The organism is Massilia oculi, assembly GCF_003143515.1.
In the GTDB taxonomy this organism is placed as follows: domain Bacteria; phylum Pseudomonadota; class Gammaproteobacteria; order Burkholderiales; family Burkholderiaceae_D; genus Telluria; species Telluria oculi.
Window position 1 is genome coordinate 2,890,913 of sequence record NZ_CP029343.1, and the last position, 15,842, is coordinate 2,906,754.

General features: G+C 64.0%; 11 protein-coding genes. 3 read left to right on the forward strand and 8 right to left on the reverse strand.

Translation table 11 applies throughout. The features are described from left to right. Positions 1-75: 75 nt before the first annotated feature. The gene (locus DIR46_RS13225) at positions 76-717 is read right to left on the reverse strand and encodes a PEP-CTERM sorting domain-containing protein (RefSeq protein ID WP_229446604.1); all 642 of its coding nucleotides are present in this window, start codon (positions 715-717) and stop codon (positions 76-78) included. Positions 718-1,304: 587 nt separating this feature from the next. On the opposite strand from DIR46_RS13225, the gene DIR46_RS13230 reads away from it, so the two are divergent. Next, complete coding sequence (locus DIR46_RS13230; protein ID WP_109345629.1) at positions 1,305-2,759, forward strand: right-handed parallel beta-helix repeat-containing protein; 1,455 nt, start codon at positions 1,305-1,307, stop codon at positions 2,757-2,759. A gap of 49 nt (positions 2,760-2,808) precedes the next feature. On the opposite strand, the gene DIR46_RS13235 is transcribed toward DIR46_RS13230, so the two are convergent. The 3 genes from DIR46_RS13235 to DIR46_RS13245 all read right to left on the reverse strand — a co-directional run bounded on the left by DIR46_RS13235 (position 2,809) and on the right by DIR46_RS13245 (position 8,417). After that, the gene (locus DIR46_RS13235; protein WP_162819507.1) at positions 2,809-4,002 is read right to left on the reverse strand and encodes a hypothetical protein; all 1,194 of its coding nucleotides are present in this window, start codon (positions 4,000-4,002) and stop codon (positions 2,809-2,811) included. A 171-nt stretch (positions 4,003-4,173) separates the two neighbouring features. Next, positions 4,174-6,264, reverse strand: a complete 2,091-nt coding sequence (locus tag DIR46_RS13240) for a M13 family metallopeptidase (RefSeq protein ID WP_109345631.1) — start codon at positions 6,262-6,264, stop codon at positions 4,174-4,176. Between the two features lie 77 nt (positions 6,265-6,341). Continuing rightward, positions 6,342-8,417 (reverse strand): M13 family metallopeptidase, encoded by a 2,076-nt coding sequence (locus tag DIR46_RS13245; protein ID WP_109345632.1) that lies wholly within the window; start codon positions 8,415-8,417, stop codon positions 6,342-6,344. A gap of 587 nt (positions 8,418-9,004) precedes the next feature. On the opposite strand from DIR46_RS13245, the gene DIR46_RS13250 reads away from it, so the two are divergent. Both DIR46_RS13250 and DIR46_RS13255 read left to right on the forward strand, forming a co-directional pair. After that, a complete protein-coding gene (locus tag DIR46_RS13250; RefSeq protein ID WP_109345633.1) occupies positions 9,005-10,441 on the forward strand; it encodes a S41 family peptidase in 1,437 nt (478 codons plus the stop codon). A 120-nt stretch (positions 10,442-10,561) separates the two neighbouring features. Beyond that, the gene (locus DIR46_RS13255) at positions 10,562-11,683 is read left to right on the forward strand and encodes a beta-ketoacyl-ACP synthase III (protein ID WP_109345634.1); all 1,122 of its coding nucleotides are present in this window, start codon (positions 10,562-10,564) and stop codon (positions 11,681-11,683) included. A 38-nt stretch (positions 11,684-11,721) separates the two neighbouring features. Here the strand turns inward: DIR46_RS13255 and DIR46_RS13260 are convergent, their stop codons facing one another. The 4 genes from DIR46_RS13260 to pip form a co-directional block, all read right to left on the reverse strand. After that, positions 11,722-13,755 carry an NADPH-dependent 2,4-dienoyl-CoA reductase gene (locus DIR46_RS13260; RefSeq protein WP_109345635.1) on the reverse strand — a complete coding sequence of 678 codons (2,034 nt, stop codon included), beginning with the start codon at positions 13,753-13,755 and terminating at the stop codon, positions 11,722-11,724. A gap of 66 nt (positions 13,756-13,821) precedes the next feature. Continuing rightward, on the reverse strand, positions 13,822-14,277 hold the full coding sequence (locus DIR46_RS13265; RefSeq protein ID WP_109345636.1) for a hypothetical protein: 456 nt from the start codon (positions 14,275-14,277) through the stop codon (positions 13,822-13,824). A 20-nt stretch (positions 14,278-14,297) separates the two neighbouring features. Continuing rightward, the gene (locus tag DIR46_RS13270) at positions 14,298-14,780 is read right to left on the reverse strand and encodes a DUF2721 domain-containing protein (RefSeq protein ID WP_109345637.1); all 483 of its coding nucleotides are present in this window, start codon (positions 14,778-14,780) and stop codon (positions 14,298-14,300) included. Positions 14,781-14,850: 70 nt separating this feature from the next. Continuing rightward, positions 14,851-15,807, reverse strand: a complete 957-nt coding sequence (pip, locus tag DIR46_RS13275) for a prolyl aminopeptidase (RefSeq protein WP_109345638.1) — start codon at positions 15,805-15,807, stop codon at positions 14,851-14,853. Positions 15,808-15,842: the final 35 nt, after the last annotated feature.

Consider the following 15,842-nt stretch of genomic DNA (forward strand, 5'->3'; position numbering starts at 1 on the left):
CCCGGTCGGGTGCTTTTTGTTTTAAAAAGATCATGAACGTTGCCTTGGCGCAACGCAACAATACCATCTTGCCGATCAATGCTGGCGGCGTCGGCGCGCAGCCAACATTGCCATCATTCCAAGCCCGATCAGCAATACGCCGGCTGGTTCAGGAACCGCAGCAGGCCGCTCACTGACAAAGAAATCGAAATTGATGCCCAGGATGCCTTGTCCACCTAGGGCTGCGCTCTCGAATACCAGATCCGCGGTCGGGAAAAAACCATCCCAGGGGGCGGCCTGGCCAACCTCATCGACAAGATTGCCGGAATCGGTCAACAGTTTACTATTGGAATCAAGAAAAGAAACGCGCGCATCATAAAGGAATACCGAACGCAGCAAATCCAAGCCGTCGCCAAACGTTCCAATACCGTAGACACCGGTTTCATCTGCCACCGGGAACAGATCGCGATCGGCGCGCAACTGGATACTGATGAGCGAGCGGCCATTACCCAGCTCGGTTTCGGATTCCGAGACAGTAATCGGCAAGAATTCCCATGCGCCGAGTTCGCTTATTCCATCGAAAGTGGCAAGAGCATAAAAAGCTTCGTTGCTATTATCCCGGTCGAGATACAAGGAATACGTCGATCCTGCTGCGACGACAGGCGCGGCAACGGCGGCCTGGGGCGCCAGTGCCAGGGTTGCCATCATGACAAGGATCGATCCAATCAATCTGTACACATTTCTCTCCTTACTAAAAACATCGAATGCTTAATTTCTAAGCAATAAGTATGCCGAGTACCTTTTCTTTGGAAAATCAATTGCTTGAACAGGCATCGTCGGAATCGTCCCTCTGCGCTGTAAAGTATCCCGACAGCACCTTTCGGCAGCGAGATCCGCTAACGCGCCCCAGTCCCGCTCGCTGACGCACCTGCCTTTTTCGATCCCGACTCCCTCCATCGCTGCATCTCGCTCCTGCCTTGCATCCGCATTTCTATTTGAAATGTATGTGGATTCATGCGTGATCCATTCGTACGCGTCTCTGCGGAGTTTTTCTCTTTGGCGATCAGGAACCGTCGATACCGGCTTCCCGAACCACCATTTATTCTTTCAGGAAATATTAAGCAGGCCTCCTTGAAAGCACATCGCCACTAAAAAAATGATTGCAAGAAATAGTTGCACTTTATACTCGATTATTCGCAATTGTTAAACATTTCCATTTTGCACTGTCACAATTCGTTACAAGTGTCTCCGAGTAAACATCGTATGCTTCAAAACTTTCCAGCAGGAATAATTCCATTTGGAATTTCTTTACAGGACTAAATCACATGCAACGATTCCGCACCAATTCGTCGAGCAAATCCGTCAACTTTCGCCTGAGCGCCGCGTTGCTGATGGCGCTGGCGGCTGTGGGCGGCGCCTCGGCCGCCACCCTGTCGGTGGGCCCGGGCAAGACCTATGCGGCGCCGTGCGCCGCCTTTGCCAAGGCCAAGGCCGGCGACATCGTCGAGATCGACGGCAGCAAGACCTATAGCGGCGACGTCTGCGCCATCAGTACGAGCAAACTCATCATCCGCGGCGTGAACGGCCGCCCGAAGATCGATGCCGCCGGCAAGAACGCACAGGGCAAGGCGATCTGGGTCGTCAAGGGCAATGACATCACGGTCGAGAACGTCGAGATGTTTGGCGCGAAGGTGCCGGACAAGAACGGCGCCGCGCTGCGGCTCGAGGGCACCAACTTCACGCTGCGCTCCTCTTACCTGCACGGCAATGAAAACGGCATCCTGAGCGGCACCAACACCAGCAGTCATATCGTGATCGAATACAGCGAGTTCGGACGCAATGGCGGAGGTGACGGTTATTCGCACAACCTGTACATCGGCAACGTCGGCAGTCTTGTGTTCCGCTACAACTACTCGCACGATGCCTGGGTCGGCCACAACCTGAAGTCACGCGCCCGCGTCAATACCATCAGCTACAACCGCTTCTCGAGCACTCCGTCGGGCAGCCTCAAGGCCGGCACGCCGAGCTACGAGATCGACCTGCCGAACGCCGGTACCGCCTATGTGATCGGCAACGTGATCCACCAGCCTGCCGTCCACAACAATCCGGGCATGCTGGCCTACGGCATGGAAGGCGCGACGAACCCGGGCAAGGACCTGTATGTCGTGAACAATACCTTCATCAATGACGACAGCTCGCGCGGCACCTTCGTGCTCGTCGGCAGCAAGGTCACCACGCCTGTCCTGCTGCAGAACAATATCTTCAGCGGCATCGGTAGCGTGACCAGCCAGGGCAGCGCCATCCAGAAGAGCAACTACCGCTCGGTGGCCGCCGGTTTCGTCAACCGCGCGCTGTTCGACCTGCATCCGCTCGCCAATGCGCTGGTGATCAATGCCGGCACGGCGCCGGGCAAGTCGGCGGCCGGCGTCAGCCTGGCGCCGACCGCGCAATACAAGCATACGGCGGCCAGCGAGAGCCGTTCGGCATCCGGCGCACTCGATATCGGTGCGTACGAGGCCTCGGGGTCGACGTCGACGCCATCGAACCCGGCGCCGGCTCCAGCCCCGTCGCCGGCGCCGGGCACGCCCGAAACCTGGAACCAGTGCGCCACCGAGGGTTATACCTGTTCCTTCACCGGCACCCGCGAAGTGCGCTTCGGTGTATCGGGCGCCTACAGCACCAAGGTCATCACCGCCAAGACCGCCTGCACCACCAAGGTGTTCGGCGATCCGAAGAAGGGTATGTCGAAGACCTGCAGCTATTCCAGCCTGGCGCGCTGATCGACCGTCCTGCGCCACGGCGTGGGACGAGCATGACGCACCGGTCGCCCTACCTCGCGGCGCTCTTCCTGGACACCAGGCGCCAGTACAGCTGCTTCGCATACGGTTCTGGGCGCGACTGCATCGCGATCAGGTCTTGCAGCAGCCGTTCGGGAGCACGCCGCATGATGCGCGCGACCGGCGGCACGGCAAAGTTGCGGCGCGCGATCTGCTCGGCGATTTCCTTGTTCAGGAGCGAGGACTCCTTCAGGACCAGGGCGATGAACAGGTCGCGCACGCGCCGGTAGGCCGCAAGGTCGAAGGCCCGGTTGTAGTTGTCGAGCTTGCCGGCGATCTCCAGGGTCAGCTGGGTCCGCAGGCATTTCCAGCAGGTCGAGCAGTTCACCACGCCCGCCTTCGGCTTCACGCAGACGTCGAGCGTGTCGAACGTCGCCGGTTCATCGGCAATCAGCTCGGTCTTTTCGAAACGCGTGAACTGGCCGCCGGCCGAGATGCACTGGGTGGTCTCGGTCGACAGCAGCGCCACGCCGACCGCGTCGGAGAAGCCCATGTACTCGGTCTCGTTGACGAAGGCATCCCGGTAATGCACCGCCGATGAATAGAGGAACTTGGCGCAGGCATTCTGGAACAGGAGCGCGGTCGCACAGTTGCGGATGGTGTGGGTCTTCTCGAACTTCGAGCGCATCACCTCGTCAAGATTGGACGTCACCGGAAGGAACGGCAGGCCCATCGCGCGGCTCTCGAGCCGGCGGTAGCGTTCCTCGAAGATCTGCTGGTCGTTCCCGGTCTGGCCGTGGGAACCGACATTATTGAACAGCAAGTGGGTTACCCGGAACTCGGGCGGCACGTCCTTCGTGTGGCTGAGGATGGTTGCGAATGAGTCGACCCCGGCCGAAAAGCCGGTGAACACCCCGGCGCCGCCATGCGTCCTGGTCGTCAGGCGCCTGGCGACGATGGCAATCGGCTTGCGCGCCGCCTCGAGCGTGCGCAGGAAGGCCAGGTAGTATTGCGTGACGTTGTAGTACAGCTGGCTGGACAGTTCTCCCTCGACCACGATGTCGAGGCCCTCGCGCATCGCGCGCGGCAGCAATACCAGCAGGAAGCTGTCGGCCGCATCGACCGGCCGCAACGGCGTTTCGAACCACAATGTCTCGTCTCCGCCGGGAAAGCGGAGCCGGGCACTGATCCTGTAAGGTCCCTCCCCCTCGATGCGGGGCGGCTCGATGGTGACTACGCTGTTCATGTGCGATCCACGTGGCGATGCAAATATTGCAAAAGTATAACTTATCTCCTGCGCACGGGGCGCACGCAATTTTCTCCAGTGCAATCGATCAAGCCGAAAAAAGGGCCCGGCCGACTGCCCGGCCGGGCCCTGTACGCTGATGGGACTACCCCGGAAACGGGGTCGCCATGCTTACCAGATGATCACGCGATCCTTCGGCGCCAGGTACATCTTGTCGCCCGGCTTGACCCCGAACGCCTCGTAGAATCCCGGCTGGTTCTTCAGGGTGCCGTTGGCGCGGTACTGCGCCGGCGAGTGCGGGTCGGTCTTGATCTGGGCGATCTGCGCCGGCTCGCGCATCTTGGTGCGCCACACCTGGCCCCAGCCCATGTAGAAGCGCTGGTCGCCGGTGAGACCGTCGATGACGGGCGCCGGTTTGCCCTTCAGCGAGATCTTGTAGGCTTTATAGGCGATCGCCAGGCCCGAGTTGTCGCCGATGTTCTCGCCCAGGGTCAGTTCGCCGTTGACGTTATAGCCTTCCAGGGGACTGAAGGCGGCGTATTGCGCGATCAGCGCTTTCGTCTTCTCGCCGAAACGCTTGCCGTCTTCCTCGGTCCACCAGTTGCGCATATTGCCGTCGCCGTCGTACTGCGAACCCTGGTCGTCGAAGCCGTGGCTGATCTCGTGGCCGATCACGGCGCCGATGCCGCCGTAGTTGACGGCGTCGTCGGCATTGGCGTCGAAGAACGGCGGCTGCAGGATCGCGGCCGGGAACACGATCTCGTTCAGTTCCGGGTTGTAGTAGGCGTTGACGGTCTGCGGCGTCATGCCCCACTCGTCGCGGTCGATCGGCTTGCCGAGTTTGTTCAGTTCGCGGTTGTATTCCACTTCGCGCGAACGCATCACGTTGCCGACCAGGTCATCGCGCTTGACGGTGAGCGCGGTGTATTCCTTCCACTTGTTCGGGTAGCCGATCTTCGGCGTGAACTTGGCCAGCTTGGCCTGCGCTTCCTTCTTGGTCGCGGGGCTCATCCAGTCCAGGGTGTCGATCGACTCCTTGTAGGCGGCCAGCAGGTTGTTGACCAGCACTTCCATGTGCGCCTTGCGCTCGGCCGGGAAGTGCTTGGCCACATACAGCTTGCCCACCGCGTCGCCCAGGCTCGACTCCAGGGTCGAGACGCCGCGCTTCCAGCGTGGCTCCAGTTGCGGGATGCCGGCCAGGGTGGTGCCGTTGAAGGCGAAGCGCTGGTCCACGAACGCCTTCGACAGGTAGTTGGCGTAGCCGTTCAAGGTCTGGAACTGCAGATAGGCTTTCCAGGTCTCCAGCGGTACGCGACCAAGCACCTCGGCGAAGCCTTTCAGGTAGGTCGGCTGGCTCACGATCAGGTAGTCGGCCTTGCCCTGCAGGCCCGAGGCCTTGAGCCACTGTTGCCAGTCATAGCCCGGCGCCATCGCGGCCAGCTTGTCCAGCTCGACCTTGTTGTAGGTCTTGATCGGGTCGCGGTTCTCGACCTTGGTCCACTGGACCCTGGCCAGTTCGGTTTCCAGCGCGACGATGGCCTTGGCGTCTTTCGCCGCGTTCTTGCCGCCGGCCAGCGCCAGCATCTTCTCGACGTGCTGCTGGTACTTGGCGCGGGTGTCGGCCAGCTTGGCGTCGTCGGTTTTCAGGTAATAGTCGCGGTCAGGCATGCCCAGGCCGGCCTGGTACAGGTCGGCCACGTACTTGGTCGAATCCTTGGCATCCTGGTGGATGAAGAACACGAACGGCACATTCACGCCGATGCGGCCCAGGTGGGCGAACATGGCCGGCAGTTCGGCCTTGCTCTTGACCGCGTTGATCTTGCCCAGTTCGCCGGCCAGGGGCTTGGCGCCCAGCTGTTCCAGGCGCGCCTCGTCCATGTAGCTGGCGTAGAAGTCGCCGATCTTGCGCGCCTCGGTGCCGTTGGCCGCGCTCTTTTCCATGGCGGCCTTCTCGATGATGGCGCGCAGCTGCGGCAGGGTGTCGTCGCGCAGCTGGTGGAAGGCGCCCCAGGTCGACTTGTCGGCCGGGATCTCGACCGTCTTGAGCCACTTGCCGTTGAGGTGTTCGAAGAAGTCGTCCTGCGGACGCACGCCCGCCTCGATGTACTGGGTCGCGATTCCCGACGCGGCGCCGGCCTTGGCGGCGCTGGCATTGGCGGCAGTGGCAGTGGCAGGGGCGGCGCCGGCGCCGGCGCCGGATTCTGCGTGCGCGAAGGAAGCCACCAGCACGAGTGCCGCGGCGCTGAACAGATGTCGTTTCATGGTTCTCTCTCTCTTTGTTGTGAGTGCAATGCAAAACGGGCCGGCGCTCGTGACGCCGGCCCGTCGATGGGACCAGATTACCAGATGATGACGCGCTCTTCAGGCGGCAGGTACATCTTGTCGCCCGGTTTCACGTCGAATGCCTCGTAGAACTCCGGCATATTGCGCACCGTGCCGTTGGCGCGGAACTGGCCCGGCGAATGCGGGTCGGTCTTGACCTGGTTGATCTGCTGCGCTTCGCGCATCTTCGAGCGCCACACCTGGCCGAAGCCCATGAAGAAGCGCTGGTCGCCGGTCAGGCCGTCGATCACCGGCGCCGGCTTGCCGCCCAGCGACAGCTTGTACGCCTTGTAGCCGATCGACAGGCCGGCGTTGTCGCCGATGTTCTCGCCCAGGGTCAGCTCGCCGTTGACGTTATAGCCCGGCAGCGGGCTGTAGCCGTTGAACTGCTTGACCAGCTTGTCGGTGCGGGCCTTGAAGGCGGCCTTGTCCTCGGCGGTCCACCAGTTGCGCAGGTTGCCGTCGCCGTCCGACTGGCTGCCCTTGTCGTCGAAGCCGTGACCGATCTCGTGGCCGATCACGGCGCCGATCGCGCCGTAGTTGACGGCGTCGTCGGCGCGCATGTCGAAGAACGGCGGCTGCAGGATCGCGGCCGGGAACACGATCTCGTTCATCGTGCTGCGGTAGTACGCGTTCACGGTCTGCGGCGTCATGCCCCATTCGGTGTGATCGATCGGCTTACCCAGCTTGCCGATATTGCGCTCGTACTCGAAGGTCGAGGCGCGCATCGCGTTGCCGACCAGGTCGTCGCGCTTGATGGAGAGGCGCGAGTAATCGCGCCATTTGTCCGGATAACCGATCTTCGGCGTGAACTTGGCCAGCTTGGCGCGCGCTTCCTTCTTGGTCGCCGGGCTCATCCACTCCAGCTTGTCGATCGACTGACCATAAGCAATGATCAGGTTCTTGACGAGCTGTTCCATTCGTTCCTTGCGTTCGGCCGGGAAGTGCTCCTTCACGTACAGCTTGCCGAGCGCCTCGCCCAGCGCGCCTTCGACGGTGGCCACGCCCTTCTTCCATTCCGGACGCTGTTCGGTCACGCCGGTCAGCGCGGTGCCGTAGAAGGCGAAGTCCGCGTCCACGAAGTCCTTCGACAGGTAGGGCGCGTATTCGCGCAGCAGCTGCCATTCGAAGTAGGACTTGACGGTCGCCAGGTCGGTCTTCGCCAGCAGTTCCGTCAAGCCGGTGAAGTAGCTCGGCTGGTTGACGATGATGTAGTCCAGCTTGTTGCCCACGCCGGCCGCGCCCAGGGCCGCCTTCCAGTCGTAGCCCGGCGCCAGCTTGGTCAGTTCGGCCACGCTCATCTTGTTGTAGCGCTTGACCGGGTCGCGGTTCTCGACCTTGGTCCACTGCACCTTGGCCAGCTCGGTCTCGAAGTCGACGATGGCCTTGGCCTGGGCCGCGGCGTTCTTTTCGCCGGCAAGCAGGAGCGTCTTCTCGACGTGCTGCTGGTACTTGGCGCGGATCTCCGCCAGCTTGGCGTCGTCGAGCTTCAGGTAGTAGTCGCGGTCGGGCATCCCCAGGCCGCTCTGGCTGATGTAGGTCGCGTACTTGGTCGACTCGCGCATGTCCTGGCCGACGTAGATGCCGTAGGGGCTCGAGACGCCGATCCTGGCCAGGTGGGCGGCCAGGCCAGGGATGCCCTTCTTGTCCTTCAGCGCGCGGATGCGCGACAGCTCGCCGGTCAGCGGCTTGTAGCCCAGGGTTTCGCGGCGCTCGGCGTCCATGAAGCTGGCGTACAGGTCGCCGATTTTCTTCGTTTCGGCGCCGGCCTTGGCGCCCGTGTCCTTTTGCGCCGCCTCGATGATCGCCAGCAGCTGCGGCGTGGTGTCTTCGCGCAGCTTCATGAAGGTGCCCCAGCTCGAACGGTCGCTCGGGATCTCGGTCTCCTTGAGCCACTTGCCGTTCAGGTGGGTGAAGAAGTCGTCCTGCGGACGCACGCTGGTGTCGATGTACTGGGTGTCGATGCCCGAAATGACGCCGGCCGGCGCGGCGGCGGTGGCGGCGGTGGCCGGCGCAGCGTCGGCGGCCATGGCCGGCGCGGCGAATGCAGTCATCAGGGACAGGGTCAGGGTGCTCAGGAGGTGTCGCTTCACGGGATAAATCCTTACTTGCAGTGCGATTGCAGGGGTGAATCGGTTCCGGCCGGATGGTCGGCAAAAAATCATTCTAGCGGTTCGGCAATAAGCCTCGCTGGGGAAGCACGTATTTTTACTTTTCGATACACGGCACACATGTGTTTTCGCGTATGCATGTGTTGGGCGATGACAACAGGATGACAAGTGCATCCCGTATCCGCCAAAGAGCGAATGTACAATCTGTGCAGAGGCAGCCGACTAGATCGCACCATGTGCGAAAACGGAACCGGAAAGAAAAAAGCCCGCGGTGGAGGCCGCGGGCAAAGACCACTTCAAGAGTGGAGAGAGAGAAAAACTGGTTCCAACTATAGGCTGCCTCATCCGCACGCTCTTCTACTCTTACAATTGCTTACCATCGTAAGACCGGGTGCAACAACTTCGCCGCCCGCCTCCCCTGCCTCCTCTGCCTTCATTCCGGGTTGATCGCTTTTGCGCCGTCGCCCGCAACCGTTCACGAACCGGTTTATACTGGCCTTGCGCTACCTCAGGCATAAGCTCGCGCCTGCCGGTTCCGTGCGCAACGCGTGCCTCAACGGATCAACACCATGGGTTCCACCTTCAAGAATTTCTGCCTCGTCGGCCTGGGCGTGATCGCCGGGGTCGGCCTGACCATGCAATTCTCGGCCCTCGCCTTCAAGCCGCCGGTCGACGCCAGCATGCCGATCGCCGAGCTGCGCCAGCTGGCCGACGTCTATGGCGTCATCAAGTCCACCTATGTCGAGCCGGTCGAAGACAAAGCCCTGCTGTCCGAGGCGATCGCCGGCATGGTCGCCTCGCTCGACCCGCATTCGGCCTACCTCGATCCGCGCGCCTACCGCGAGCTGCGCGAGGGCACCGAGGGCCGCTTCGTCGGCCTCGGCATCGAGATCGCCGTGAGCGAGGACGGCTATATCGAGATCGTCACCCCGATGGAAGATTCGCCGGCCTACCACGCCGGCATCAAGGAGGGCGACCTGATCACCCGCATCGATGGCCACCCGGTCCAGGGTACGCCGATCGACGACGCCATCAAGCGCATGCGCGGCGAGCCGGGCACGCGCGTGACGCTCACGGTCGCGCGCAAGGACGCGCCCGAGCCACTGAACTTCACCATCGAGCGGCGCGAGATCGTGCAGAAAAGCGTCAAGGCGAAGATGGTGGAACCGGGCTACGCCTGGCTGCGCATCGCGCAATTCCAGGAACCGACCGTGGACGACATGGCGGCCAGGCTGCAGGCGCTGTACCGCGAAGACCCGGACCTGAAAGGCCTGGTGCTCGACCTGCGCAACGATCCGGGCGGCCTGTTGCAGGGCGCGATCGGCGTCGCCGCCGCCTTCCTGCCGAAGAACGCCGAGATCGTGTCGACGCATGGCCAGCTGCTTGAACAGCGCCAGCGCTTCTACGCGCGGCCCGAGTTCTACATGCTGCGCAGCGGCGCCGATCCGCTGGCCACCCTGCCCCCGGCATTCAAGGACTTGCCGATGGTGGTGCTGGTCAATACCGGCTCGGCCTCGGCCTCCGAGATCGTGGCCGGCGCCCTGCAGGACTACAAGCGCGCCGCCATCCTGGGCAGCCAGACCTTCGGCAAGGGCTCGGTGCAGACCATCCGCCCGATCGGACGCGACGCCGCGGTCAAGCTGACCACCGCACGCTACTACACCCCGGCCGGGCGCTCGATCCAGGCGCGCGGGATCGTCCCTGACTTCCCGGTCGACGAAACCCTGGAAGGCGACGGCCTGAATGCCCTGCGCATGCGCGAAGCCGACCTGCAGCACCACCTGTCGAACGGCTCGGGGCCAGAAGTCGCCACGCGCGAGGACGACATCGAGGAGCAGATGCGCCTGCTCGCCGAGGCGCGCACCCGCAAGCCGCTCGACTACGGCAGCGCGGACGACTTCCAGCTGGCCCAGGCCCTGCGCCATCTGAAGGGCCAGGAAGTGGTGCTGTCCAGGCGCGCCGAGCCCTCCACCACCCTGGCCCAGCAAGGGCACAAAGGCGAATAACGGTGAAGAAGCGCGACTGAACAGTCCCTGCGGCAGCCGATTCCCAGCTATGCGCCGAGCGTGTAGAATCGGCGCATCTTGCGCACAACCGTGCTTATTTTCCCTGAAAGTTTGCTGAATATGAAACCTGTCGTCATCAGCGGCACCGGCCTGTTCACCCCACCGCACTCCATCTCGAACGACGAGCTGGTGGCAGCCTTCAACGCCTATGTCGAGCTGCACAACCAGGAACAGGCCGCGCGCATCGCGGCGGGCGAAGTGACGGCGCTGGAACCGTCGAGCAGCGCCTTCATCGAGAAAGCGTCGGGCATCAAGTCGCGCTACGTGATGGAAAAGAGCGGCATCCTGGACCCGAGCCACATGACGGCGCGCATCCCCGAACGGGCCGACGACGAGATCTCGGTGCAGGCCGAGATGTGCGTGGCGGCCGCGCGCGAAGCGCTCGAACGCGCCGGCAAGGCGCCGCAGGACATCGACATGGTGCTGGTCGCCTGCAGCAATATGCAGCGCGCCTATCCGGCGATGGCGGTGGAGGTGCAGGAGGCGCTGGGCATCGACGGCTTCGGCTTCGACATGAACGTGGCCTGCTCCTCGGCCACCTTCGGCATCGCCACCGCGGTCGACGCGGTGCGGGGCGGCCGCGCACGCGCGGTGCTGGTGCTGAACCCCGAAATCACCAGCGGCCACCTGAACTTCCGCGACCGCGACAGCCACTTCATCTTCGGCGACGCCTGCACCGCGATGGTGATCGAGGCCGCGGAGACGGCAAGCGGCGCGCACCAGTGGGAAATCCTCGACAGCCGCCTCAAGACCAGCTTCTCGAACAATATCCGCAACAACTTCGGCTTCATGAACCGCTTCGACGAAGCGGGGATCGGCCAGCCCGATAAACTGTTCCGCCAGCAGGGCCGCAAGGTGTTCAAGGAAGTCTGCCCGATGGCGGCGGCAACCATCGCCGACACGCTGGCGGCGGCCGGCCTGGAAACCAAGGACGTCGCGCGCTACTGGCTGCACCAGGCCAACCTGAACATGAACCTGCTGATCGTGCGCACCCTGCTGGGCCGCGACGCGACAGCCGACGAAGCGCCGGTAATCCTGGACAGCTATGCCAATACCTCGTCGGCCGGCTCGATCATCGCCTTCCACCGCTACCAGGACGACCTGCCGGCGGGCGCCAATGGCGTGATCTGCTCGTTCGGCGCCGGTTATTCGATCGGTTGCGTGGTGGTGCGCAAGAAGTAAGCCACTGCGAATCCACTTCGAATCCGCATCGGCGCGGCTCAAAGCCGCGCCGCCAGCTCCGCCCCTTCGCGGATCGCACGCTTGGCATCCAGCTCCGCCGCCAGCGCCGCGCCGCCGATCTTGTGGAAGCGCGGTCCACCCGTGGCCCCATCGGCCGGCATCAGGTCGGCCAGGCTTTCCTGCCCGGCGCAGATCACCACATTGTCCACCTCGAGCAGGCGCGCTTCGCCCCCCACCGTGATGTGCAGGCCGGCGTCGTCGATGCGCTCATACCCCACGCCGGCCAGCATGGTCACGCCGCTGCGCGCAAGCGTGGCGCGATGCACCCAGCCCGAGGTCTTGCCCAGGCCGGCGCCTGGCCGCGTGGTCTTGCGCTGCAGGAGCCAGACCTGGCGCGGCGGATGTGGCGGCACGGGCGGCGCCAGGCCGCCGGGCGTGGACGCCAATGGGTCGACGCCCCACTCCTTCATCCAGTGCGCGACCGGCACCGGCAACGGTACTTGCGGATCGTGCACCAGGAATTCGCCGGTATCGAAACCGATGCCGCCGGCGCCGATGATCGCCACCCGCGCACCGATCGGACGGCCGCCCTTCAGCACGTCGATATAGCTCGCGACCATCGGATGGTCGATGCCGGGAATCGCCGGCTTGCGCATGCGGATGCCGGTCGCCACGATCACGTCGTCGAAGCCCTGGGCCAGCAATTCATCGCGCGTGATCCGACAGTTCAGGCGAATCTCGACGCCCAGCAGTGCGAGGCGACGGCCGAAATAACGGATCGTCTCCGCGAATTCCTCCTTGCCCGGGATGCGCATCGCGATATTGAACTGGCCGCCGATGCGGTCCTCGGCATCGAACAGGGTCACCTGGTGCCCGCGTTCGGCCGCCACGGTCGCCGCCGACAGGCCGGCCGGCCCGGCGCCGACCACGGCGATGCGACGCGCCGTGGCGGCCTTGCGGAACACCAGTTCGGTCTCGTGGCAGGCGCGCGGATTGACCAGGCAAGTCGCGCGCCGGTTGGAGAACGTATGGTCCAGGCAGGCCTGGTTGCAGGCGATGCAGGTATTGATCTCGTCGCTGCGGCCGGCGGCGGCCTTGGCGACGAAATCGGCGTCGGCCAGGAAGGGCCGCGCCATCGAGACCAGGTCGGCGTCGCCGCGCGCCAGGATGTTTTCCGCCTCATCCGGCATATTGATGCGGTTAGAGGCCACGACGGGAATGCCGACTTCCTTGCGCAGCCGTCCCGCGACCCCGGCGAAGGCGGCGCGCGGCACCGAGGTGACGATGGTCGGGATGCGCGCCTCGTGCCAGCCATAGCCGGTGTTCAGGATCGTCGCGCCGGCGCCTTCCAGGGCTTTGGCGGACAGCACGATCTCGTCCCAGGTATTGCCGCCTTCGACCAGGTCGAGCACCGAATGGCGGTACATCAGGATGAAGTCCGGCCCGACCGCGGCGCGGATGCGGCGCACCGCCTCCACGGCGAGCCGCATGCGGTTCTCGATCGGCCCGCCCCACCGGTCGGTGCGGCGGTTGGCGCGCGCGCACAGGAACTGGTTCAGCAAATAACCCTCGCTGCCCATGATCTCGACGCCGTCGTAGCCGGCCGTGCGCGCCAGCCTGGCGCAGCGCACGTAGGCGCGGATCGTCGCTTCGATGCCGGCCTCGGTGAGCGCCTTCGGCTTGAAGCGCGAGATCGGCGACTTGATGCTGGATGCCGACACCACGAAGGGCTGGTAACCGTAGCGGCCGGCGTGCAGGATCTGCATCAGGATCTTGCCGCCCTCCTCGTGCACCGCGCGCGTGACGCGCCGGTGATTGGGCACGTCGAAGAGGGAGTTCAGGGTGCCGCCAAAGGGCAGCAGCCAGCCCTGGCGATTGGGCGAGATGCCGCCGGTGACGATCAGGCCCACGCCGCCGCGCGCGCGTTCGCGGTAGAAGGCGGCCAGCTTGCCGTAGTTGTAGAAGCGGTCTTCGAGCCCGGTGTGCATCGAGCCCATGATCGCGCGGTTCTTCAGGGTGGTGAAACCCAGGTCGAGGGGCTCAAGCAGGCGAGAATAGGTAGCAGTAGTCATCGCGGCATTACACCGCGATTTTCTGGAGTCGTGCGTCTAAACGACCCGATCAGGGGCGCGCCGGCATCAAGCCAGGTGGCTTTCGCGGTCGCGCAGTTCGGCGAAGCTTTCGATGCTGCCGATGCTGACCACCACCGGATTCAGGCTGGCGCCGGGCGACATCGGGCGCCAGGCGAACTGCCATTCCTTTTCGCGCGCCTGGCCCAGGCTCTTGGTGAAGGCCGCGCCCAGCGGCGAACGGTTGCCGTACTCGATGGCGCCGTCGATGCCGGCCCAGTTGGGCAGCAGGCGCTGCACGGCGCGGTGCAGGCGCTCGCCGAATTCCTCGGTGTTGTGGATCACCAGGCAGGCGTCGCTCGGCGTGATGATGTCGAACAGGCGCTTGTCCCAGACGGTGGAAAACGACACGTGCAGGAAGCCGCCATTGGGCTCGAGGCGGAACTGGCCGGTCTTGAGCGCGTTTTCGAGTTCGGTGCGCAGCGCGTAGCGGTGCAGGGTCGGGGGGCGTTGGTAGTCGTGCATGGGATTCTTTCTTGCCGCGTTCAAGGCTGGGTGGTCGGCGATGGAGGTGGCGGCGGTGGCGACTGCAGCATCATGATGGCCTGGTGCTGCATGCGCATGAACTTCGATGCGATGAAGATCTCGCGCAAAAAATAGACGAAGCTGCTGATCAGGGCGATCATCGCGAACACGAAGCAGGCGGCGATGTACTGGTCGAGCGGAATGCCGGTGGTATCGCCCGCGAACAGCATCGCGATGACCACGCACACCAGCAGGCCGCAGGCGGTGCTGGAGGCGATCGCGAAGTTGATCAGGTGCGAGCGCTGGTAGAGCAGTTCGAGTTCGCTGGAAAACTCGGCATTGGGGCTGACCTTGAGCCGGTCCTCGAGCACGCGCGTGCGGTCGATGATGCGCGCCAGCCGGTTGGTCAGCACGGTCAGCTTGGTGGCGACGCCGGTGAGCAGGAAAACCGGCGCGATCGCCAGCTGGATGACGTGGCCGATGTCGCTGATCTGGATATTCATAAGAACACGTTCGAATTGTTGTGGTGTGCCTGGTGACTAGTTTAGCAGTCCGCGTCCGCGGGCTGCAGTTTCATTCGAAACGGCCGAGGCGCTTGAACTGCTCGGTCGCCGCCACCAGCGCGCGCGCGATCCCCGCTTCCAGAGCGCCATGGCCGGCATCGGCGATCATCTCCAGCTTCGATCCCGGCCACGCCGTGTGCAGGCGCCAGGCCGACAGCGGCGGGCAGATCACGTCGTAGCGGCCCTGCACGATCACCGCCGGCAGGTGGGCGATGCGCGCCAGGTCGCGCATCAGCTGGTCTTCGTCCAGGAAGGCGCCATTGAGCATGTAGTGCGATTCGAGCCGGCCCACGCCCAGGTCGAGCGTATCGTTCGCCACTTCCTCGGGCTGCGGCAGCAAAAAGACGCGCCGGCCCTCGAAGCGGCTCCAGGCGCGCGCGGCCGGCCAGTAGACGTCCGGATCGTGGCACAGCAGGCGGCGCGCATAGGCCCCGAGCAGGTCGTGCCGCTCATCCGGCGGAATCGGGGCCACGAATTCCTCGTACAGCTCGGGATAGAACCAGCGCACCTCGTTGATGAACCAGTCCACCTCGGCGCGGGTGCACAGGAAGATCCCGCGCAGCACGAAGCCCAGGCAGCGTTCGGGATGGGCCTGGCCATAGGCCAGCGCCAGGGTCGAGCCCCAGGAGCCGCCGAACACCAGCCACTGCTGGATGCCGAACAGCGCGCGCAGGCGCTCGATGTCCTCGATCAGGAGCTGGGTCGTGTTGTTGCGCCACTCGCCCAGCGGCGTCGACTTGCCGGCGCCGCGCTGGTCGAACAGGATCACGCGGTAGGCGCGCGGATCGAAGAAGCGGCGGTGCTGGGGCGACAGGCCGGCGCCCGGTCCGCCGTGCAGGAACAGCACCGGGATGCCGTCCGGATTGCCGACTTCTTCCCAGTAGATCGTGTGCATCTCGTCCACCGCCAGCATGCCGTGGCGGATGGGCTGGATCGGCGGGAACAGCGACGGCGGCGTGACGGGCATGGCGGCTCTTGTTGGCAGTGATTCAAGAAGCCGAT

Excerpts from the sequence above, each read along its gene's own strand:
- DIR46_RS13230 (WP_109345629.1), top strand. The coding sequence starts at position 1,305 with ATGCAACGATTCCGCACCAATTCGTCGAGCAAATCCGTCAACTTTCGC.
- DIR46_RS13265 (WP_109345636.1), bottom strand. The coding sequence starts at position 14,277 with ATGCACGACTACCAACGCCCCCCGACCCTGCACCGCTACGCGCTGCGC.
- DIR46_RS13240 (WP_109345631.1), bottom strand. The coding sequence starts at position 6,264 with ATGAAACGACATCTGTTCAGCGCCGCGGCACTCGTGCTGGTGGCTTCC.
- pip (WP_109345638.1), bottom strand. The coding sequence starts at position 15,807 with ATGCCCGTCACGCCGCCGTCGCTGTTCCCGCCGATCCAGCCCATCCGC.
- DIR46_RS13255 (WP_109345634.1), top strand. The coding sequence starts at position 10,562 with ATGAAACCTGTCGTCATCAGCGGCACCGGCCTGTTCACCCCACCGCAC.
- DIR46_RS13250 (WP_109345633.1), top strand. The coding sequence starts at position 9,005 with ATGGGTTCCACCTTCAAGAATTTCTGCCTCGTCGGCCTGGGCGTGATC.
- DIR46_RS13235 (WP_162819507.1), bottom strand. The coding sequence starts at position 4,002 with ATGAACAGCGTAGTCACCATCGAGCCGCCCCGCATCGAGGGGGAGGGA.
- DIR46_RS13270 (WP_109345637.1), bottom strand. The coding sequence starts at position 14,780 with ATGAATATCCAGATCAGCGACATCGGCCACGTCATCCAGCTGGCGATC.
- DIR46_RS13260 (WP_109345635.1), bottom strand. The coding sequence starts at position 13,755 with ATGACTACTGCTACCTATTCTCGCCTGCTTGAGCCCCTCGACCTGGGT.